Source organism: Xenorhabdus sp. SGI 60 (genome assembly GCF_056632175.1).
On the sequence record NZ_CP196860.1, the window covers coordinates 868,754 to 890,516 of the forward strand.

The window sequence follows — 21,763 nt, forward strand, 5'->3', positions numbered from 1 at the left end:
GGGAGCTATTCTTTATTACTTATCACTGACCAAACATCTCACGTAGCCAGCCAGGTGCTTCTTCTTCATTCTCCTCTATAGGCTGTTGTGCCGATTGCTGGCATAGCTTCTGAGGATCATCAGTCCAAACCGGTAATACTCTGATACCGCTTCCATCACAGTTGAAACTGCCATCTTCATTGACGGACATATCCACAATACCTTCCGGTGGACGGTTATTCAGTTCCAGTGGCGTTTCATTTTCCAGATAACGACGGTAAATCGTCAGTGCGCCTGTTGCTCCGGTTAAACTGGTTGGGCCATTGTTATCACGTCCAGTCCAAACAATCGCGACTTCTTTACCATCAATGCCAGTAAACCAACTGTCACGCAGGTCATTGGTTGTTCCGGTCTTGCCTGCCAGGTGATATTTGCCATATCTCCCTGTCAGTGAGCGCCCTGTACCTCTCTCTACCACCTGCTGCATCCCGTATAGCGTCAGATAAGCGGCCTGTGGCGGCACAACACGTTCTGCCTGTGGATAGCTCTGGTAAATCACCGTACCATCTTCGGCAATGATGGAGCGTAACGCAGAAAGTTTCGCCCGGTTACCACCGCTGGCAATCGTCTGGAATTCTTGTGCCATTTCCATTGGCGTCAGGTTAATCGCGCCCAATAACATAGCAGGGATCTGTTGGATCTCTTTCGCAGGAATACCCAGTGCAATCAAGGTGCTGGAAATGCGATCTAACCCGACATCCAGCCCCAAATTCACGGTCGGCACATTCATCGAACGCGCTAACGCGTCGATCAACATGACACGCCCACTGAAAGTACGGCTAAAGTTCTTCGGTTCCCAGGGCTTTCCACCCGCTTGGGGGACAGAGAGAGGTTCATCTGCCAGCCAGGTATTCAAGCGATATTTATCCGGCTGACTCAGTGCCGTCAGATACGTAGCAGGTTTAGCAAGCGAGCCAATCAAACGACGGGCATTCAATGCCCGGTTAAATCCAGCATATTGCGGCTGGGAGCCGCCAACCATAGCACGAACCTCACCGCTGAAACGGTCAACAACGACCATCGCCCCTTCCAGATCATCAATCTTGCGTACTTTTCGCAGGGCAGCAACGCCCTCTTCAACGGATTTTTCCGCAGCATCCTGAGAAACAGGATCGAGGGTAGTAAAGATCTTTACCCCTGATAAATCATTGACTTTATCGCCCAGCTTTCCCTGCAATTCCTGACGCACCAATTGCATAAAGGCTGGCTGTGGTGTAATCACCCCGCTTTTCGGTTTTACCCCTAATGGACGGGCACTCAGTAAATCATACAGTTCCTGATTGATGATGTTTCGGTTCTGGAGAATTTTCAAAACAACATTGCGCCGCTCCAACGCAGTTTTAGGATTACGCCATGGGTTATACCACGAAGCCCCCTTGACCATTCCCACCAGCAACGCCTGCTGATCCAAACTCAATTCATCAATCGGGCGACCAAAATAGTACAGACTTGCCAATGGAAAACCATGGATCTGCTCATCACCACTTTGTCCTAAAAAAACTTCGTTCAAGTACAATTCCAGAATGCGATCCTTGCTATAACGCGCATCCATCAGTAACGCCATATATGCTTCATTCGCTTTACGGCTAAAGGTACGTTCATTGGAAAGGAACAGGTTTTTCACTAATTGCTGCGTCAGGGTACTTCCCCCCTGAACCGCACGTCCCGCCGTCAGGTTAGCCAAAAACGCACGGGCAATGGAAAGCGGCCTGACGCCATCATGTTCATAAAAGTAACGATCCTCTGTTTCCAGCAAAGTCTGAACCAGTAAATCAGGAAAGCCGGAACGCGGGACAAACAGACGCTGTTCACCATTCGGTGATTGCATCATTGTGATCAATTTGGGATCAAGGCGGAAAAAACCAAACTGGCGATGGTTTTCCATGTTTTCAATGCTGGCAAGATGGTTATTATCAAAGGTCAGTCGTGCCTGAATTTGCTCTTCTTTACCATCAGGGAAATCAAATGGGCGGCGCAGCATCTCTATGCTATTCCCCCTGACTACAAATTCCCCTGCACGGGTGATCTTTGTCACGCTTCGATACTGCATGCCTTCCAGCAAGTGGATCATTTCATCCTTGCTGTAATTCATGCCAGGTTCAAGATTGACCATCCGTCCATACACCGCTGCCGGTAAATCCCAGACTTTTCCGTCAATACGCTTGCGGATTTTGTTATCCAGATAGAAGCCATAAATGACAATGAGTACCGCCAGCACAATAAAGATTTTCAGCAGCAACCACAAAAACCAGTGCCCTCTTTTTTTAGGCCGGCGGGATTTAGGACTGCGGGCGCTCTTCCTTTTTTTCGTCATGACTTCATCCTCATCGTTGTCGTCAAAATCATCATTTTCATCACCATAGTCATCCCGCCGATTGCGTTTATTAGATGTTCGCCCACGACGAAGTTCTGATTTTTTACCCTTACGTCCGATTGGCTGACGATCATCATCAGACATACCGAATTCTCCAAATATTGATTAAATACAGGTAGATAAATACAAACAATTACATCTTTTTTTTCACGTACCTGGTCGGTGCGGTGTTGGCAGGATCATCCGGCCACAAATGTTTGGGATAACGCCCTTTCATCTCTTTTTGCACTTCACGATACGTTCCCTGCCAAAACGCGGCAAGGTCTTGCGTGAGCTGTAATGGACGATGGGCGGGAGATAACAATTCAATGACAACCGGAACCCGTCCTTTCGCCAATACTGGATTTTGCTGCTTTCCGTACATTTCCTGCATTCTCACTGACAGTACAGGAGGCTTGTCATGGAAATACCGGATAGTGATCCTGCTTCCAGTTGGCACAGTGTAATTAGCAGGCAATTCATTATCCAGTATTTGCCGTTGTTGCCAATCAAGCAATCCCATCAAACAGGAGGACAACTCAATCTGGCGCAGGCCTTTCAAGTCATCAACATCACCCAAGGCGGGCAGCAACCACTGTTCAAGGGAGTTCAACAATGCTTTGTCATCAACCGCAGGCCATTCCACCTCCGGTAACCATTCTGTCGCTCTTTGCAGGCGGATGCGCAACTGCAACGCTTCCGGTGACCAATTCAACGCTGACAATCCTTCCTGCCTGACCCAATGCAGCAAGGCTTCCTGTAATTCCGACGCCGAAGGTTTTGCCAGTGGCTGTGCTTTGACAATCAATCGCCCACATTGCAAACGCTTCCACGCCCGTAACGAACCTTTATTATCATCCCACTCTACGGTTGTATGCTCAGTAAACAGAAGAGGGTGCTGCTTTATGGTCTGTTCAATCTCCAACGGGCAGGCAAGCAAAATCTGTGCATCAGGATGGCTGTTTTTTTGCTGTAATGAGGGAATCATTAACCAAGCCTCTCCCGAAAGTGGCTCTTCACGTTCCAGTGCCACCCCCAGGCCATTGGCTAACTGAAAACGTCCAAGATTATCGCGTTTTTTGGCGATCCGGTCTGGAAAACCCTGCACCAAGAGTTCAGGCACAAGATCCAATCTCAGGTTTTCAGTATGGCTTGTTTTATCCGCCAGTTGATTTGTAAAACTCCTGACAAGCTGATTGGCTCGTTGCTGCCAATGGCGCTGATTTGTCGTCATCCAATAGAGAAGGTCAGGCTGTCCACGACGTGGTGGTTCTTCCAGAATGGCAACCAATTTCGCGGCTGTTATCAATGCTGCCCAGCCTTCGCCTTTTTTATTTCCGCTCTCCTTCGCTGAACACAATATCGCAGCCAAACGTGGTTCACTGCCAAATGCCGCCATTTGCCAACCACGGGAAGTCAGTTGCTGGTTGTCGTCCAACGCCCTAAGACGCAGTAATAGGGATTCTGCAACCGCCAATGCGGGTTGTGGTGGATTATCCAACCAATGGAGTTGGTTACTGTCACGACATCCCCATTGTAATAAAGAGAGCAGTAGACCGCTTAAGTCTGAATGCAAGATCTCCGGTTCGCTGTGCTCTCTGGCTCTTTCTGCCTGATCCTGACTAAATAAGTGCCAACAAACACCGGCCTCTAGTCGTCCAGCCCGCCCAGCCCGCTGAACCATAGATGCCTGGCTGATGCGTTGGGTAATTAAGCGTGTCAGGCCACTCTTTGGTTCAAATCGACCGGAGCGTTCCAGTCCGCTGTCTACTACTAACCGGATACCTTCAATTGTCAAACTGGTTTCTGCAATATTGGTAGCGAGTACAACTTTACGCATCCCCACTGGCGCTGATGTGATTGCCTTGCGTTGTTCTGCCAACGACAATGCACCGTACAATGGACATAACAGCGTATCGTCATTGATCTTACCGGCCAATTGTGACAATACCCGCTGAATTTCACCGACACCGGGCAGAAACAGTAACAACGATCCCGTTTCCTGCTGCAATAACCGCACTACCGCCGATGCAACAGATTGTTCAAACGGTTGATGAGAGGGAAGTGGATGATATGACCTCGTTACCGGATAACTGCGTCCTTCTGACACAATCACCGGTGCATCGGGTAATAAAGAAGAAAGGTGCTGGTTATCCAATGTTGCTGACATCACCAAGATACGCAGGTCATCGCGCAACCCTTCCTGTACATCCAGCAACAGTGCCAATGCAAGATCGGCCTGTAAACTACGTTCATGGAATTCATCAAGAATGACCAGAGAGATGCCGTTCAATTCAGGATCTTGTTGCAGCATGCGCGTCAAAATCCCTTCGGTCACAACCTCAAGCCGTGTTGCAACACTGACTTTAGTTTCCGAACGCATCCGGTAGCCGATGGTCATACCAACAGGTTCATTGAGTTGTTCGGCAAGGCGTTCAGCCACACTCCGTGCAGCAATGCGCCGCGGTTCCAGCATAATAATGCGCCCCGGCAACTGGGCCTGCTGTAAAATTGCCAATGGCAACCCGGTCGATTTTCCTGCTCCCGTTGGTGCATGTAATAACACTTGCTTCGACGTTTGCAATGCAGCAATAACGGAACCCACGACGTCATAAATGGGTAATAAGTCACAAATGGGCAATGACAAAGGATCACCATAATGAATTAACTTTCAATGGATGCCATTGTAGCATTAGCGCCTTTGATTTCATTCGCCCACTGGTTATGAAGGAAAGTTTATGGAATTTTCACCTCCCCTGAAACCTGCTACCTTAATCCGCCGCTATAAACGCTTTCTTGCGGATGTCCTCACGCCAGAAGGAGAAATACTCACTATACACTGTGCCAATACGGGAGCCATGACAGGATGTGCCACGCCAGGCGATACCGTGTGGTATTCCACATCCGATAATCCCAAACGCAAGTACCCCAATAGCTGGGAACTAACGCAAACCCAAGATGGTCACTGGATTTGTGTCAATACCCTCAAAGCCAATGAGCTGGCCTTTCAAGCTATTGAAAAAAATATCATTTCAGAATTATCTGGATATGAGCACATGAGTCGTGAAATTAGCTATGGAAAAGAGAAAAGTCGTATAGATTTATTGTTACAATCAAAACAAAAAGTTAACTGCTATATTGAAGTCAAATCAGTCACATTGTTACAAGGAAATTATGGATATTTTCCTGATGCGGTCACAATTCGAGGGCAAAAACATTTACGTGAGCTATCATTGATAGCACAACAAGGCCAGCGGGCTGTTTTGTTATTTGCTGTTTTACATTCTGGGATCAGCCAGGTTGCAGCAGCAAAACATATTGACCATGATTATGCTTTTCTTTTGGAACAAGCATGCCAATCAGGGGTCGAAGTAATCTGTTATAAGGCCAGCATGACAGAAAACGGGATGGTTATAAGTGACAAATTACCTTTCGTATCAATGGGATAATTTGTAAACAAATCATACTGACGAGAGGGGTTTTGCAACATATTTAAGCAGTAAACATGCCTGCCTTCACACCATTGCAAAACTAATGGCAGGAACAATTGCCAACCTCGCAGTCATCTGCTATTTATAGCGGCCTATTTTTTTCCCCCTCTTGTGGGGGGGTCGTTTGATAGTGCGTGTGTAAGGAGAAGCATTATGCAAGAAGGGCAAAAACGTAAAACCTCGTCCTTGAGCATTCTCGCCATCGCTGGGGTAGAACCTTACCAGGAAAAGCCAGGCGAAGAATACATGAACGATGCCCAGTTAAAGCATTTCAAGCTAATTCTGGAAGCATGGCGCAATCAACTCAGGGATGAAGTAGACCGTACTGTATCTCATATGCAAGATGAGGCAGCAAACTTCCCTGATCCAGTTGACCGTGCGGCGCAAGAAGAAGAGTTCAGTCTTGAATTACGTAATCGGGATCGTGAGCGTAAATTGATCAAAAAGATCGAAAAAACGCTGAAAAAGGTCGAAGAAGAAGATTTTGGCTATTGTGAAGCCTGTGGGATTGAAATCGGCATCCGCCGTTTAGAGGCTCGGCCAACAGCCGATTTATGTATTGACTGCAAGACGTTGGCCGAAATTCGTGAAAAACAAATGGCTGGCTAACCAATAGGGTTAAGTACGGCGCTAAATGCGCCGTATGCCCCTATGTTGAATCGACGATGACTCAATCCAGACATCCCTCGTTATATATTGGGCGTTTTGCGCCATCTCCTTCCGGCGATCTCCATTTTGGTTCTCTGGTCACTGCACTAGGTAGTTATCTGCAAGCCCGTGCCTGTCACGGAAAATGGCTGATGCGTATTGATGATATTGATCCCCCACGGGAAATTCCCGGAGCAGACAAGCGGATATTGCAAACCCTTGAGCATTACGGGCTTTATTGGGATGGTGGGGTACTCTATCAATCCCAGCGTCATGACGCTTACCGTGCCATCCTCGATCAATTAAAACAGCAAGGAGATAGCTATTACTGTACCTGCACCCGCCAACGCATCCAACAACTAGGTGGCTTTTATAATGGCCACTGCCGACATTTACCTCTGCCAGCTCACAACGCTGCAATTCGTCTAAAACAGCACCATCCGATTTATGGTTTTTACGATAAATTGCAAGGCCATATCACTGTTCCCTCGGAAATGGCTGAGGAAGATTTCATTATTTATCGCAAAGACGGTTTATTTGCCTATAATCTTGTCGTTGTTATTGATGATAACTATCAAGGTGTCACTGAAATTGTCAGAGGAGCTGATTTAATTGAACCCACAGTTCGCCAGCTATCTCTGTATCAGCATTTGAATTTTGCAACACCAGATTATGTGCATTTACCTCTCGTGCTAAATAAAGAGGGAAATAAACTTTCTAAGCAAAATCATGCCCAGCCGATCCCATTGAGCGACCCAAGGCCATTGCTTATTGATGCGTTATCATTTTTAAATCAGCCCACTATCGCAGGCTGGCAGGATCTCACAACAGATCAACTGCTACAGCAGGCTATCGTCGGTTGGAATATAAACGTGGTTCCGCCAAAAAAACCTAGCTAATAGACTAAGTTAAATAAAGTCTTTCTATTAGTACTGTAAGCATTCTCAAAAAATGTCCAGTAAGTTATGATTGGCGGCTGTTTTTTTGTTTTAATTGATCAGTCACTACCGAGGTGTACCATTTTTAACCGAGTAGCCACTTTCTGCCGTAATTTATTAATCCGCGATCACAGAACAAAGCGCGACACACCGGCAGTCAGTGAAAGGCCAGTCACCGTATCTGACCATTCTGCTCAAACAGAGAGCAGTCCTCTGCGTAAACGTAGCAGAGGGAATCATTCATCTTCATCACATGCCGAAAACGACAAAATGAAGAAAAAATCCGTAAAGGCAATACGTTCGGACTCCCCGATCACGGAGATCCCACGCGACCAGCACCCAATTTCACGCAAGGATATCAGTGATAATGCTTTGAAGGTCCTGTATCGCCTAAATAAATCAGGTTTTGAAGCTTATCTGGTCGGAGGCGGAGTTCGTGATCTACTGCTGCACAAAAAACCCAAAGATTTTGATATAGCAACCAACGCTACCCCCGATCAAGTTCGCCAACTGTTCCGTAACTGTCGCCTTGTCGGACGTCGTTTTCGCCTTGCCCATATCATGTTTGGCCCTGATGTGATTGAAGTTGCCACCTTCCGCGGACCACATGATCAGATTGAAAACAATGACCGGAACCAGTCACATAAAGCTCAAAGCGGCATGTTACTGCGGGATAATATTTTTGGTTCAGTAGAAGAAGATGCTGTTCGTCGCGATTTCACGATCAATAGCCTCTATTATGGCATTGAAGATTTCTCACTGCGGGATTACGTTGGTGGAATGGCCGATCTGAACGCAGGTATCATTCGCCTGATTGGTGATCCAGAAACTCGCTATCGGGAAGACCCCGTGCGTATGCTGCGGGCTGTCCGTTTTGCCAGCAAACTGGATATGACTATCGAGCCAGCTACCGCTGAGCCTATCCCGCGCCTTGCATTTCTGTTGAAAGATATTCCAGCGGCACGTCTGTTCGAAGAATCGCTGAAACTGTTACAAACAGGACAAAGTTACAAGACTTATAAACTGCTGCGCGAATATCATCTGTTCCAGCCATTGTTTCCGCTTATTCAACCTGGTTTCACCCAACGTGGTGATTCGTCAATGGAAAAGCTGTTAGTACAAGTGCTGAAAAATACCGATTTTCGCTTACAAAGTGACAAGAGAGTGAATCCCGCTTTCTTATTTGCGGCCATGCTATGGTATCCATTGATTGAACATGCGGAAAAGCTGACACAGGAAGGTGGATTACAATATTACGACGCCTTTGCGTTAGCAATGAATGATATTCTTGATGAACAGTGTCGCTCCATTGCGATCCCGAAACGCCATACCACCACCATGCGCGATATCTGGTTGCTCCAGCTTCGTTTGCCGCGCCGTCAAGGAAAACGAGCAAATAAGTTGATGGAACATCCGAAGTTCCGTGCTGCGTATGACTTACTGGAATTGCGCGCCAGCATTGAGCCACGCCATGAACTGAGAGAGCTGGTACAGTGGTGGACTGAATTCCAACAGTCAACATCATCGCAACAGCGTGAAATGATATCCGATCTGGGCAGCGAACCCATTCGCCGCAGGACACGCCCCCGCCGTGTTGGACGCGTTCGCCAGAACCAGAGCAGGAACAACGGTTATTAATATGACTCGAGCCTATATCGCCATTGGCAGTAATCTGGCCGACCCTTTGCAGCAAGTCAATAATGCACTTGCTGCTCTGAAAAAGATCCCTGATACCACTTTTATTGTTCGATCATCTTTTTACCGAACCAAACCAATGGGACCACAGGGTCAACCAGATTACCTCAACCTTGCCGTCGCATTGGAAACGCGGTTATCACCAGAAACATTGCTTGATCACACTCAAGCGATCGAGCTGGAACAAGGACGCATTCGTAAGGGCGAACGCTGGGGGCCGAGAACGCTCGATTTGGATATCATGCTGTTTGGTAATCACATCATCAACACCGAACGCTTGACAGTTCCCCACTATGGGTTAAAACAGCGTGAATTCATGCTTTATCCACTTGCAGAAATTGCACCTGACCTTGTGTTTCCCGATGGAGAAACCCTGACAGAGCAATTAAAAAAAGTGCCGGAAAATGACCTGACGCTTTGGTTATAAAAATAGAGGGTATAACTATTCAGGAGAGAATGATGAAACCAACAACCCTGGCTGATCTCAGTCAGTTAAAGAAAGAAAAGCGCAAATTTGCAACCATCACAGCTTACGATGCCAGTTTCGCCCACCTTTTCGCCGAACAAGGCATTAACGTCATGCTCATTGGTGATTCACTCGGCATGACTATACAGGGATTTGACTCTACCCTGCCCGTTACCGTTGAAGATATCGCTTACCATACCCGAAGTGTTCGCGCTGGTGCCTCTCATGCTTTTCTCATCGCGGATATGCCTTTCATGAGCTACGCAACCCCCGAACAAAGTTTTGACAATGCGGCTACACTAATGCGTTCTGGTGCCAATATGGTCAAAATTGAAGGTGGAGATTGGCTATGTGATACTGTCAAAATGCTGACCGAGCGCGCCGTTCCCGTTTGCGGTCATTTAGGCCTGACACCACAATCCGTCAATGTACTTGGTGGCTATAAAGTTCAGGGACGCGATGACTCCTCAGCTCAAAAGTTATTTGACGATGCTATTGCCTTAGAAAAAGCGGGTATGCAACTCCTGGTGTTAGAGTGTGTTCCGACTGCACTGGCGCAGCGTATTACTGATGCACTGGACATTCCGGTGATTGGCATTGGGGCAGGCAATATGACTGACGGTCAAATTCTGGTGATGCATGATGCCTTGGGCATTACCGCAAGACCACCTAAATTTGCCAAAGACTTCCTCAATGAAACTGGCAATATAAGGGATGCCATTCGCCTGTACATTGAACAAGTAGAAAGCGGCGCCTATCCCGACCCGGCACACTCGTTCAACTGAATATTCTCCAGCATGACGACTAATTAAAGGAGTACAGCAATGCTGATTATAGAAACGATCCCCATTTTACGCCGAGAAATCCGTCGCTGGCGCCAGGCGGGTAAACGTATTGCCTTCATCCCTACGATGGGAAACCTGCATGATGGTCATATGGCGTTAGTTGATACCGCCAAAGCACAGGCTGACGTTGTTATCGTCAGTATCTTCGTCAATCCGATGCAATTTGATCGAGAAGACGATCTGGTCAATTATCCTCGCACCTTGCAGGAAGATTGCGAAAGACTGAGCCGTCGCAATGTCGAGTTGGTATTCGCCCCTAATGCAAACGAGATGTACCCACATGGCTTAAACGGCAACCAAACTGTTGTCGACGTCCCTGAACTCTCCCATATTCTTGAAGGTGCCAGCCGACCAGGACATTTCCGTGGCGTCACTACCGTTGTCAGCAAATTGTTTAACCTGATCCAGCCCGATCTGGTTTATTTCGGCGAAAAAGATTTCCAGCAATTACAGATTATCCGCAAGATGATTGCAGATATGGCTTACGATATTACCTTGGTTTCCGTACCGATCGTCCGTGATAAAAATGGATTGGCGTTAAGCTCACGTAATAGCCTTCTGTCCGCTGAAGAGAAAAAAATTGCGCCTTTGCTGAATAAAGTTATGCAATGTATAGCAGAAAGGCTGAAAAATGGTGAACGCGATACTGAACGACTCATTGAACTGGCATCTGCACATTTGCAGGAAGAAGGCTTTATGCCGGATGAGTTATTTATTCGTGATGCAGAAAACCTGATGCCATTAACGGCACAAAGTAAAAAAGCCGTAATTCTCATGGCGGCATGGTTGGGACAAACACGATTGATTGACAATCAGCAGGTTGATTTGGCTGACGGATTTTAATTGTGAGATGTGTGTGTCACTGGAATATGCGCCTTATATCTCCCCGTATAGCGGGGAGATATAAACAATCACATTGATTTGCAAGCTGCAACTTGAGTTGGATTGGTATATTCAATTAATAATTCCTATTTACAGCATAAAATAACCCAAATCATTTCGGCAGTGATTTTTGTTAGAAATAGATCAATAACACCAGAATAAATCGCCAACAAAATACAAAAAATAAGAGCGTAAATCCAATCAGGCAATAACCTTAATTTTTTATCCTATCATTGCGGATTAATGAAGCTCATTTCCCCTTAGTTTTATTTTTCCATATTAAAGGTTAAAACCACCGACTTTAGTCGGTCAGCTTTAGCTGCGATACTCTATTGCCCGAGAGGTGCGATATGGATTACAGATATGGCAGCCACACAGTGTTTCAGATTGAATATCATTTTGTGTGGGTAACGAAATACAGGTACAAAGTACTGACAGGTGAAGTCGGTATGCGGGTGCGAGAGTTAGTCCGTCAGACATGTGAATCGTTTGAAATTAGGATAGTAAAAGGTGTAGTGAGTAAAGACCATGTTTACATACTGGTGAGTTGTCCCCCGACATTAGCGCCCTCAGAAATTATGAGGAGGCTGAAAGGAAGGACAGCGAGTAAGTTGTTTGAAGAATTTGCTCATCTGAAGAAGCGGTACTGGGGTCAGCATTTTTGGAGCAGAGGCTATTTTTGTGCCACGGTGGGTCAGTTAACAGAAGAAATGATTAAAGCCTATCTGGAGCATCATTTTGAACCGAATCCAAATGATGACTTCAGGGTAGACAATTGACGCATCGTTTAGCCGATGCGTATCCGGACTTTCAGTCCGTTAATCACTAACCCACCTACTTCAGTAGGTGGTTGTTGAGTTTATTTTTATTTGAATACCATTTAATATTTATACCAATCTAACTTCAAGATACGTGTGATTTCTCCCCGCTTTGTTGAGAGAAATTCAGATCATTTTAAAACGCTATTTAAGAATATTTTCCATTAAATACCGAATTTGCGAGAGGCAGTTTGGGATTTATTTGCATCTTATGCCTGTCATTTTGTCGCCTTTACTCAAACTGGTGGAGATAAAATTTGGATAAATGGGGCATTAAGGAAGGAAACCATGTCAGATACAATGATCGTCACCCCCCATCATTACACCGCTAAAGCATTTTGTGAGGAGTTTCATATTCGGACCCAGGCTGAGGCGGAAACCGCACTGAGCAGGGTCGATACGCTCTATCCACAAAGCCGCCGATATTATGGCGCTTACGGAGACGATCCGGAGTTAGATGAATACTACAATCACGAAGACGCCCAATTCGAAGCGCAGTCTTTTAAAAAAGCGGCACAGGATGCCGTTGACAAATTCAACAGCGGCGAGTTTCCGCTGAAAGCGTGGGAAGAAAAGGAAAAAACAGAAGCACCTGACTATCCTCAGCCCAATTCCCCTTTACCCGCCAAAGTTCGTGATGACAGCCCGACCGGGGAAGGGAATACCCTGGGCAAAATTGTCGCTCAGTCCGCCCCGGCACAAGTGTCAGCGGCAGACGCCAATCCCATTCCAACCGCAGAAACGCCGGCAGAAAAGGGCCTGTGGGATAAAACCGTTGACTGGTTTCAGGAAACCACCGATGACGTCAACAACTGGCTTGATGAGAGTAAACACAATCTGAAAGCAGCCTGGGACAATCCCGGCGAAGCCGCTATCGGGGCAGGAAAAGCGCTCTGGAATACCGTCCCTGAAATGGCGGAATTGGCTGGCAAGGGGATGGTGATTGCCGCGACCTCTCCCGCCGTTACAGCCGAAAAGGTTGGGGTATATGGGGGTCGCGCCTGTCGGCATGGCTGAAATGCAGCAAAAAGCCGTGGAGGCGGTCAATACTGATGCGATTAAGCTGGAAATGAAAAGCGATGCCGAAAAAGGGGGAGGCCTCGCTTTCGATATCGGTAGTATAGCGATGGGAGGGGCAGGGATACTTAAAGAGGCAGCAAAAGGCACCGCAAAAGCAACAGCCAAAGCTGAAAGCAAAGTGTTGAGGGAAAAAGCCAAAGCCGCCGAAACATCGGGGGCTAAAATCAAAGGCCAGTCTCAGGAAAGGGCTAATCCCACGCCTGAAAAACCCAAAAATGCCGAAAAAGAGACCGTTGACAACCAGTCCAGCAATAAGGAAGGCAGTTGCACCGGGACGTGCAGTACAAAAGGTGAGCCTGTCGATATGGCCACCGGCGACTTCCTGCAAGTCTGGCCAGTGATTGCCATTCCCGGATTATTGCCCATCACCCTGACCCGCACCTATCGCTCCACCGCCAGGTACAGCGGCCTGTTTGGGCCGAAATGGGCGGATGACTGGTCACGCCAGTTAGCCTTGTCCGAGGGCAAAGTGAATTTCACCGATGCGGACGGCGTGCTCTACGATTTCAGCACCCCGGATAACACCGTGCTCGCCCGTAACCGGCATATTCCTCATTACGTGCTGACCGGTGAGTTAAACGGCGAACTGCAATTGACCGATCGCCGCTCGCAACTGATTTACCATTTCAATTACGCGATCGGCTCTCTCCGCAAGCTGTCTGCGATCACCGATCGTCGCCAAAACGCTATCCAGTTTATCTATGATGAACACTCACAACTCATCGAAATTACCCGCACGGATGGTTTCCGGTTAAGGCTGGGCTATCAAAGGCAGCAACTCCAGACGGTCGATTATCTCGACCCGCAGAAACCGCAGCGATTAGTCACCTGTCATTATGATCCGCAAGGCTATCTCAATGAATGTGATGCCTTCCAGCACCATCACCTGTGGCATGAATATGATGTTCAGGGGCGGATGATCCGCTGGCATGACACCGACCAGACTGATGTTAACCTCACTTATGATGAACAGGGGCGGGTGCTGACAACGAGTACGGCCAGTGGTTACTGGTGCGACAGTTTTTATTATGATGATCGGCTGCGTATCACGACCTACCGGGATGCTGAGGGCGGGGAAACTCAGCACCATTACGATCACCATGGACTGGTTTTCCGTGAAATTGATCCATTAGGCAGGATCACCCGTCGACAGTGGCACAACAGCCAGAAAATGTGGGAAGAAGATCCCGCTGGCAATGTCACCACCTTCGGTTACAACCCGGATGGTGCGCTGACGGAAGTAAAGTCGCCAACAGGTGAAATTTTTGCTTACGGTTATGATGAACATGGGCAGCTTATCGAAAGTGTGCTGCCGACCGGCGAACGCTGGAAATTCCACTATGATAAGCAGGGCAATCTGGCGGCGCTGACCAATCCACTGGGGCACAGGGAGGAATACCAATACGGTACACATGGCGAATTACGCCAGCGCCTACTGCCGGATGGTCGCCAGTGGCACTATACCTACGATAAACAACAACGGCTGGCCGCAGTTATCACGCCGGACGGCCAGACTACCGGCTTACAACTGGATGAACTGGGTCGCCTGCGCCAACTCACTGATGCCCTGAAACAACAGACCCGCTACCGCTACAGCGACGACCATGCCAGTCTCAATGGCAGCCTGACCGAAATCACCCTGCCGGATGGCACCACGCAGCAACTGGCCTATGACAGTGAACGGCGTGTGGTGGCGGTGACTGACGGCGAAGGGCGCACCACACGCTACACTTACGGCGCCTTTGACCTGCTGACCCAGGTGACCCGGCCGGATGGCACGACGCTGCACTTTGGCTATGACCGCCTGACCCGCTTAAACTCAGTCACGGCCTCCACCGGCGAAACTTACCGTTATGAGCGGGATGCTGCCGGGCAGATTACCCGCGAAATCGATTTTACCGGACGTATCCTTGAGTATCAGTACGATAAACTGGGGCGTCGCACGCAAGTGCAGTATCCCGATGGTCAGCAACTCCGCTGGCACTATTCCGCTGCCGGCTTGCTGGTCAGACAGGAAAGCTGGCAGCCGGAAGAGCATCAGTGGGTACTGAAAGCGACCACCACTTACGAATACAACCCGCGGCATCAACTGGTGAAAGCCACCAATGCCGATGCGGTGGTGGAATATGAGTATGACAAGACTACCGGCCTGCCGACCTGTGAGCGTATCAACGGGCGAGCAATCACCCGCGAATGGGACAGCCTGACGGGGCGCCCGGTCAGTGAAAGCCTGGATGGTCACACCCTGCACTTCGGCTATCACCCTCTATCGGGGGCACTCAATCATTTCCAGTTCAGCCAGCATGCGCCGCTGACACTCCGGCATGATGCGCTGGGACAGGAAACGGTGCGCGAAAGTGCCAACGGGTTTATCCTCGCCAGCCGCTACACCGCAACCGGCTTGCTGGCCCATCAGTCAGCCGGGCGGGACAGCGCCTTTTTCCGGGAAGCGCTGGCTCAAAACGACCCGCACTTCCCGCCACAGGCCACTGCCGTCAACCGGAGCTGGCAATATGACCGTGCCCGTAACGTCCTGGTCATTGACGACAGTCGCTGGGGGCAAACCCGTTATCGTTACAATACCAACGACCAGATCCTAAACACCCAATTCAGTGGGTTCCGCTCAAATGAAGAGCAATTCAGTTACGATGCCAACGGCAACCTGCGCCAACATTTGCCCACCGATGCGCAGGGCGCGATGGAACAGTTCATGCAACGCCAGCAGGCCGGACGGGTCGTGCAACGGGGTGATTCGCATTATCACTATGATGATAACGGCAGGCTCATCGAAAAAATCGAGCAGTGTGACGGTTTTCGTCCCCAGGTCTGGCGTTACCGCTGGGATACGCAAAACCAGCTCACCCATTTAGAAACCCCGGACGGCTCGCGCTGGCAGTACAAATACGATCCTTTCGGGCGGCGTATCCAGAAACAAAAAACCCACGATGGAAAACGGGTCGCAGAGAATTTACAGTTGTGGCTTCGGGGTAAGCCTGATTTACCCGACAACCCGAAGGCGCTGGGCGGCTATGATTACCTGTGGAGCGGTGATCAGTTGATTGAGGAAGTGCCGTATCAGCTTGACGGTACGAGGCGGGAAGACAAACGCGTCCGCTGGTTATATGAACCGGGTTCATTAACACCATCGGCGCGTTTTGAGCGGGGCAAACTGCACTACGCCATCAGTGACCATCAGGGCACGGTACGGGAGATTTTGGATGAGCAGGGCGAACTGATCTGGAACCAACGGCTGAGCACCTGGGGCAAAGCCGAAAACCGGGGCGGTGTGCCGTCCCATCACCCGGATCACCATGTCCAGTGCAACTTCCGGTTTTTGGGCCAATATTTCGATGAAGAATCCGGGCTTTGCTATAATCGCTTTAGGTATTACAGTAACGAGACGGGGCAATATATCTCGCCGGATCCTCTGAATCTCGAGGGGGGCTTGAATCCGTATGGGTATGTCGATAATCCAGTCAAATATGTTGATCCTTTTGGATTAAAGCTGAAAAGGATTGCCCATATTAAAGACTCATTAAATTTTATATCATATCGCTTTAGTGGAAAAGATAATGGTGAACATTTCCTTTTTGATCAACAAAAACCGTTAAAACTACAAAAATTATTTGATCATCCAAAAACCATGGAGATCATGACTTTTGATGCTACTTCTAATGATTGAACACTTACAAATTGGCCCAGATGTAATAAAAAATTGCCACAAAATTGAATATTATTAACAGACAATTATATCAACATTCTATTGGTTATGTTATCTCTATTAGTAATACTAAAAAATGGGACACTCAGATGGCTTTCGTTGGCGTCAATCCTAAAACGGTCAATACGAAATCCTTTTATACTTCGGTGGCGAGAATGTCTATTTGAGAAATTGTTTTTAATTGCCCATTAATTGTGATAAAAAATTTAACATTGTCATTAACTCAGTTCCAGAGGGCTTTCATTACGGCTTATCATGATCAAATATTATGAGAAAATTATTTCTTTGAATGAAAATATTGAAGAATAATTTACTTTATCATTTGGTGTGCATCAAAATTTGCTCTTGAACAGACTTCGTCAATGTCTTATCCAGAATTCAGGTTAAGTTAGAAAATACAAAACCGGCAAGATCCCCGTTATCTTCCGGCTTTCTCCTTTTTTAGGCCAGAATTTTGTTTAGGGTATGGGGTTTTTTTTACTCTTCGTCCCGACAATTCTCCGCAGAGGACGGGGGACACCACTTGTGTTTCCATTGGTTTAAATCTTTACAAGGAGATTGAAAAAGCCCCCTTAGATCAGCTTGGATTGATTCTTTTAAAGATGGAAAAATAAAACTGTCGTCCCATCAAAATAGAGATAACAATATGAATAAAAAAGAATTAATAAATTTAATAGAAAATGTAATTTTTAATCTGGAAGAACTAAAAAAGTCTAGCAGAGAATAACTGGATCATAAATTTTAAAGCTTTTATCTTTAGAATCAGGAGAGCTAAAAACTAATATTGTGAAGAATATGACTAGAGGGTATCTAGAAAATAATGTATGCATGTCAAAAAGAACTAGATAAAATATAAACTCATTCATTGTTTAAATTAAAGCTCTATGTTCGTAAAAAGCCGGAAAGATCCCTGTAATCTTCCGGCTTTCTTCTTTTTAGAGCGGCTCAGTCCCTGCCCTTAGTTGCTGTTGTAGTCGCCAAGCAGTTCCCGCATTCTGAGCTTAATCTCACTGAGCTGGTCTTGCTGGCGCTGGTACTGTTGCTTAATGCTGCGGGTGTCGTCACTGTCAGGAATAAGCACCAGACAGCCATCCATAATCTTGACGGTCAGGGTACAACCCTTATCAAACCCGGCGGCCTTAAGCCACTGGCCTTTCAGGTGTATTGCAGGCGGGGCGGTGGCCTTGTTATTTTGCGGCACGTATCCCACGGTGTAATAACGTTCTGTTTTTGTAGCTTTATTTACTGCACGGTTTTGCTTAGAATGCGCCTTAGCCATCATTCAACTCCTATCTAGTTGCTTGTGGTGAGCAACTTCGGCGTGTTGCAAGCGCGCCGGAGCTGCGTTAAAAATGCTTTCTCTTTAGCTGCCTTTCTCCTGCTCAACCGGGCGCATCGCTGATTCAACCCGGCTCTTCATAATCACGGCATCAATCAGTTTAATCACCGTTTCTTGTTCTTCCGGCTGGCACTCCTCAAGGGCTTTAAGTCGCTCGATTAACCGCGTGTTACTCAGCGGTAATTGCTCGTCAGACGAACCTAATAACAAATAATCAATCGACGTCGTAAATAACTCAGCCAGTTGTATCAGTTTATCCGCAGGCGGAATGTGCATCCCGGATTCGTACTTGTTGTACTGCGAAAGTTGCAACCCAATCAGGCCAGCGACTTCTTTCTGTGTCCGCCGTTGTTGGTTACGCAATGCTTTTAGCCGTTGACCAAATGCCCGGCGCTGTTCTTCGGTCTGCATAATCTCTTCTGTCATATCAGCCATAAAGTGCTCCGAGTATAAGGTGTGTTATTAAAACGACTTGCTTTACTATCGTGTTGCGATTATATAATATATCGCATAGCGAATCAAAATAAATCTTGACAGGTTTTTAAAGGAATAACGATATGGCTCGCATTCCCGACGCAGAATTACAGCACCTGAAATCCGCTGTCTCTTTAGTTGCCGTTATTGAGCAGCAAGGGCGGCAGCTCTTTAAGCGCGGCAAAGACATGATCGTGCTGTGCCCGTTCCATCAGGAGAAAACGCCCTCAATGGTCATTACCCCGTCGAAAAATCTCTATCACTGCTTTGGCTGCGATGCGGGCGGATCGGTGCTCGACTGGGTGATGAAAACGGAGAATTTAAGCCTGCGCCATGCCGCCGAACGCTTAAAGGCCGTGCTGGGGCACAATCCGGCGGTGGAGCCGCTGGCAGCGGTGCCGTCGGTGAGGGGAACGGGCGGCAGGCGCTGTTGCAGCGGGTGATCACCTTTTATCACCAGACACTGCTGAATGCGCCGGAAGCGCTGGCCTACCTGAAAAAACGCCGTCTCGATCATCCTGAGCTGGTCAGCCATTTTAAACTGGGCTTTGCCAACCGCACTCTGGGTTATCGCTTGCCGCATAAAAAAACCAAGGCCGGAGCGGAGATCCGCGCGCAGTTGCAGGCCGTTGGCTTGTTGCGCGACAGCGGGCATGAGCATCTTCAGCGGCTCGCTGGTTGTGCCGGTGATCGGTCTGGAGGGTCAGGTGCTGGAGATGTACGGGCGTAAAATCTCCGATCGCTTGGGCAGGCACACCGCGGCATCTGTATTTACCGGGTGAGCATGGCGGCGTCTGGAATGAAGCGGGGCTGGGTCGGCGTCCGTTATCCTGTGTGAATCGCTGATTGATGCGCTGTCGTTCTGGTGTGCCGGCTTTCGCAACGTCACCTCTGTTCCTATGGCGTTCACGGCTTTATTGACGACCATCGGGAAGCCCTCCGGCAACATGAGGTGCAACAGGTCTACATTGCCTATGACAATGATAACGCGGGCAATGACGCGGCGGTGCGGCTGGCGTCAGAGCTGCAACTGGCCGGGCTGGATGTCTGGCGGGTGGTGTTCCCCCGAAGGCCGCGATGCCAATCGTTTTAGCTGCGAGGTGGCGAACCCGGAAACGGCCTTGTCGGTTTGGCATCCCGCAGGGTGCTGGCATCCGCGCAAATGGCTGGCACTTGACGCGGCAGACAATGGAGCCAGGCACGTACCAAAATCCGCAGGTTCTTTAGCCCCTGTGCCTGCGCCTTAGCGTGATGCCGGGCGTGGTTGACAACGCTTGAGCCAACGGCGATATCGTTATCCGGCAGGATGCACAGGAGTGGCGGTTGCGCGGGGGGCCGCAGAAAATCGGGGCGGTAATGAAAATCAATGTGCAGTTATTAGACAAAAACAGGGGCGCGCTGTTCGTCGATAGTCTCGATATCCTCAGCGCCCGGGCGCGTTCGGGGTTCCGTGCGGCAGGCTTCGCAGGAGCTGGCACTGCCGGATACGCTGATCAAGCGGGCACTGGGGCGGGTGTTACTGGTGCTGGAGCAACGTTCGTGGATGGCAGCAGAGACGGCGCAGGCCGTCGTTGAGGATCGCAGATCCCAGCTGCTTTGATGTTGTTGCAAGATCCGGCGTTGGTCAGCCGTATCACCGCTGATTTAGCTGCCTGTGGTGTGGTGGGTGAATCGACCAACCTGTTGGCGGCTTATCTGGCGGCGGTGAGCCGAAAATTACCCAAACCCTTAGCTGTCCTGATCCAGAGCAGCAGCGCCGCAGGCAAGAGCAGCCTGATGGATGCCGTCCTGAATCTGATCCCCGAAGAAGAGCGTATCCAGTACAGCGCCATGACCGGCCAGAGCCTGTTTTATCTCGGTGAAACCCCTCTCCAGCACAAGATTTTAGCCATCGCGGAAGAAGAAGGCGTGCGGCAGGCGGCCTATGCGCTCAAGCTGTTGCAGTCGGATGGCGAGCTGACCATGGCGAGCACGGGCAAGGATGAGGCAACCGGCAACCTGGTCACCAAAAGCTATACCGTCAAAGGCCCGGTGATGCTGATGCTCACCACGACCGCCATTGATGTGGATGAAGAATTATTAAATCGCTGTCTGGTGCTGACGGTCAACGAATCCCGCGAGCAAACCGAAGCGATCCATGCGTTGCAGCGCCAGAAGCAGACACTCGCGGGCTTGCTGGCTGAGAGCGAGCGGGACTATCTGACACAACTTCACCAGAACGCCCAACGGTTGCTGAAACCGTTAAATGTGGTCAACCCCTATGCCAGCCAGCTCACCTTCATGAGTGACAAAACCCGTACCCGCCGCGACCATATGAAATACCTGACGCTCATTCAGAGTATCGCCCTGCTGCACCAACACCAGCGGGACATCAAAACCGCCGATCATCGTGGCAAGGTGCTTGAATACATCGAAGTGACCAAAGACGATATCCGGCTGGCCAATCAGTTGGCGCATGAAATCTTAGGCCGGACACTGGACGAAATGCCGCCACAGACGCGCAAGCTGTTATTACTGATCCAGGCGTGGGTCAGGAACAGCGGTCAGCTCCGCCATGAAATGCGGTTTACCCGCAAGCAGTTACGGGATGCGGTACAGTGGGGCGATACCCAGCTCAAAGTGCATCTCTCACGGCTGGTCGAAATGGAATACCTGTTGCTGCACTAAGCCGCGGGCTTACGTTCGCTCTATGAACTGCCGTTTGACGGCGACGACAGCGACACCGCGCACCTGTGCGGCCTTATCGTCGTTGATAAGGCAGGTATGACTAGTAAATATGCTAAGCTGCCCCTGGGTGGGGTTCAAGTCGGCAGTCGGTCGGAATAGCAAAATTTATCACAACGGTAGTCACAGTAAGGCTTTATCGAAAAGCGGTCGGACAACTTCAAAAAACACTGTTCCCGGCACCTTCATTTACCCCCATCGTAACCGTATTTCCTGCTATTCCATCACAGAAAGGAGATTTTCTCATGAC

14 protein-coding genes and 1 pseudogene are annotated in these 21,763 nt (G+C 48.8%); 11 read left to right on the plus strand and 4 right to left on the minus strand.

Annotated features, from left to right (window positions below):
- Nucleotides 1-22 precede the first annotated feature (22 nt).
- Both mrcB and hrpB read right to left on the minus strand, forming a co-directional pair.
- Nucleotides 23-2,497: a bifunctional glycosyl transferase/transpeptidase gene (mrcB, locus tag ACSJJG_RS03960; protein ID WP_481088572.1), complete on the minus strand. Its 2,475-nt coding sequence runs from the start codon at nt 2,495-2,497 to the stop codon at nt 23-25.
- Between the two features lie 49 nt (nt 2,498-2,546).
- Nucleotides 2,547-5,039, minus strand: coding sequence for an ATP-dependent helicase HrpB (gene hrpB / locus ACSJJG_RS03965; protein ID WP_481088573.1), 2,493 nt, complete (start codon nt 5,037-5,039; stop codon nt 2,547-2,549).
- Nucleotides 5,040-5,130: 91 nt separating this feature from the next.
- Here hrpB and sfsA point away from each other — a divergent pair, with 91 nt between their 5' ends.
- The 10 genes from sfsA to ACSJJG_RS04015 all read left to right on the plus strand — a co-directional run bounded on the left by sfsA (nt 5,131) and on the right by ACSJJG_RS04015 (nt 16,937).
- Nucleotides 5,131-5,841 (plus strand): DNA/RNA nuclease SfsA, encoded by a 711-nt coding sequence (sfsA, locus tag ACSJJG_RS03970; protein WP_481088574.1) that lies wholly within the window; start codon nt 5,131-5,133, stop codon nt 5,839-5,841.
- A 195-nt stretch (nt 5,842-6,036) separates the two neighbouring features.
- Nucleotides 6,037-6,492, plus strand: a complete 456-nt coding sequence (dksA, locus tag ACSJJG_RS03975; RefSeq protein WP_074019168.1) for an RNA polymerase-binding protein DksA — start codon at nt 6,037-6,039, stop codon at nt 6,490-6,492.
- Between the two features lie 56 nt (nt 6,493-6,548).
- Entirely contained in the window at nt 6,549-7,430 is an 882-nt protein-coding gene (gene gluQRS / locus ACSJJG_RS03980; protein WP_481088575.1) for a tRNA glutamyl-Q(34) synthetase GluQRS, read from the plus strand.
- Between the two features lie 309 nt (nt 7,431-7,739).
- A complete protein-coding gene (gene pcnB, locus ACSJJG_RS03985) occupies nt 7,740-9,107 on the plus strand; it encodes a polynucleotide adenylyltransferase PcnB (RefSeq protein WP_481088576.1) in 1,368 nt (455 codons plus the stop codon).
- Nucleotide 9,108: 1 nt separating this feature from the next.
- Nucleotides 9,109-9,591, plus strand: coding sequence for a 2-amino-4-hydroxy-6-hydroxymethyldihydropteridine diphosphokinase (folK, locus tag ACSJJG_RS03990; RefSeq protein ID WP_481088577.1), 483 nt, complete (start codon nt 9,109-9,111; stop codon nt 9,589-9,591).
- Between the two features lie 32 nt (nt 9,592-9,623).
- On the plus strand, nt 9,624-10,415 hold the full coding sequence (panB, locus tag ACSJJG_RS03995) for a 3-methyl-2-oxobutanoate hydroxymethyltransferase (protein WP_481090370.1): 792 nt from the start codon (nt 9,624-9,626) through the stop codon (nt 10,413-10,415).
- Nucleotides 10,416-10,454: 39 nt separating this feature from the next.
- Entirely contained in the window at nt 10,455-11,318 is an 864-nt protein-coding gene (gene panC / locus ACSJJG_RS04000) for a pantoate--beta-alanine ligase (RefSeq protein ID WP_481088578.1), read from the plus strand.
- Nucleotides 11,319-11,707: 389 nt separating this feature from the next.
- Nucleotides 11,708-12,136, plus strand: a complete 429-nt coding sequence (tnpA, locus tag ACSJJG_RS04005; protein ID WP_189761456.1) for an IS200/IS605 family transposase — start codon at nt 11,708-11,710, stop codon at nt 12,134-12,136.
- Between the two features lie 327 nt (nt 12,137-12,463).
- A complete protein-coding gene (locus tag ACSJJG_RS04010; RefSeq protein ID WP_481088579.1) occupies nt 12,464-13,192 on the plus strand; it encodes a hypothetical protein in 729 nt (242 codons plus the stop codon).
- Entirely contained in the window at nt 13,119-16,937 is a 3,819-nt protein-coding gene (locus ACSJJG_RS04015; RefSeq protein ID WP_481088580.1) for an RHS repeat-associated core domain-containing protein, read from the plus strand. The genes ACSJJG_RS04010 and ACSJJG_RS04015 overlap by 74 nt, the downstream gene beginning before the upstream one ends.
- Before the next feature lie 997 nt (nt 16,938-17,934).
- Here ACSJJG_RS04015 and ACSJJG_RS04020 read toward each other — a convergent pair.
- Both ACSJJG_RS04020 and ACSJJG_RS04025 read right to left on the minus strand, forming a co-directional pair.
- On the minus strand, nt 17,935-18,255 hold the full coding sequence (locus tag ACSJJG_RS04020) for a SymE family type I addiction module toxin (RefSeq protein ID WP_481090371.1): 321 nt from the start codon (nt 18,253-18,255) through the stop codon (nt 17,935-17,937).
- Nucleotides 18,256-18,339: 84 nt separating this feature from the next.
- Nucleotides 18,340-18,750: a helix-turn-helix domain-containing protein gene (locus tag ACSJJG_RS04025; protein WP_285810511.1), complete on the minus strand. Its 411-nt coding sequence runs from the start codon at nt 18,748-18,750 to the stop codon at nt 18,340-18,342.
- A gap of 122 nt (nt 18,751-18,872) precedes the next feature.
- Between ACSJJG_RS04025 and ACSJJG_RS04030 the strand changes: the two are divergent.
- Nucleotides 18,873-21,615, plus strand: a pseudogene (locus ACSJJG_RS04030) (CHC2 zinc finger domain-containing protein).
- Nucleotides 21,616-21,763 lie beyond the last annotated feature (148 nt).

What these genes read in the sequence shown, in the direction of transcription:
- mrcB (WP_481088572.1), bottom strand. Translation starts at nt 2,497, where the DNA reads ATGTCTGATGATGATCGTCAGCCAATCGGACGTAAGGGTAAAAAATCA.
- sfsA (WP_481088574.1), top strand. Translation starts at nt 5,131, where the DNA reads ATGGAATTTTCACCTCCCCTGAAACCTGCTACCTTAATCCGCCGCTAT.
- dksA (WP_074019168.1), top strand. Translation starts at nt 6,037, where the DNA reads ATGCAAGAAGGGCAAAAACGTAAAACCTCGTCCTTGAGCATTCTCGCC.
- gluQRS (WP_481088575.1), top strand. Translation starts at nt 6,549, where the DNA reads ATGACTCAATCCAGACATCCCTCGTTATATATTGGGCGTTTTGCGCCA.
- pcnB (WP_481088576.1), top strand. Translation starts at nt 7,740, where the DNA reads ATGAAGAAAAAATCCGTAAAGGCAATACGTTCGGACTCCCCGATCACG.
- folK (WP_481088577.1), top strand. Translation starts at nt 9,109, where the DNA reads ATGACTCGAGCCTATATCGCCATTGGCAGTAATCTGGCCGACCCTTTG.
- panB (WP_481090370.1), top strand. Translation starts at nt 9,624, where the DNA reads ATGAAACCAACAACCCTGGCTGATCTCAGTCAGTTAAAGAAAGAAAAG.
- panC (WP_481088578.1), top strand. Translation starts at nt 10,455, where the DNA reads ATGCTGATTATAGAAACGATCCCCATTTTACGCCGAGAAATCCGTCGC.
- tnpA (WP_189761456.1), top strand. Translation starts at nt 11,708, where the DNA reads ATGGATTACAGATATGGCAGCCACACAGTGTTTCAGATTGAATATCAT.
- ACSJJG_RS04010 (WP_481088579.1), top strand. Translation starts at nt 12,464, where the DNA reads ATGTCAGATACAATGATCGTCACCCCCCATCATTACACCGCTAAAGCA.
- ACSJJG_RS04020 (WP_481090371.1), bottom strand. Translation starts at nt 18,255, where the DNA reads ATGGCTAAGGCGCATTCTAAGCAAAACCGTGCAGTAAATAAAGCTACA.
- ACSJJG_RS04025 (WP_285810511.1), bottom strand. Translation starts at nt 18,750, where the DNA reads ATGGCTGATATGACAGAAGAGATTATGCAGACCGAAGAACAGCGCCGG.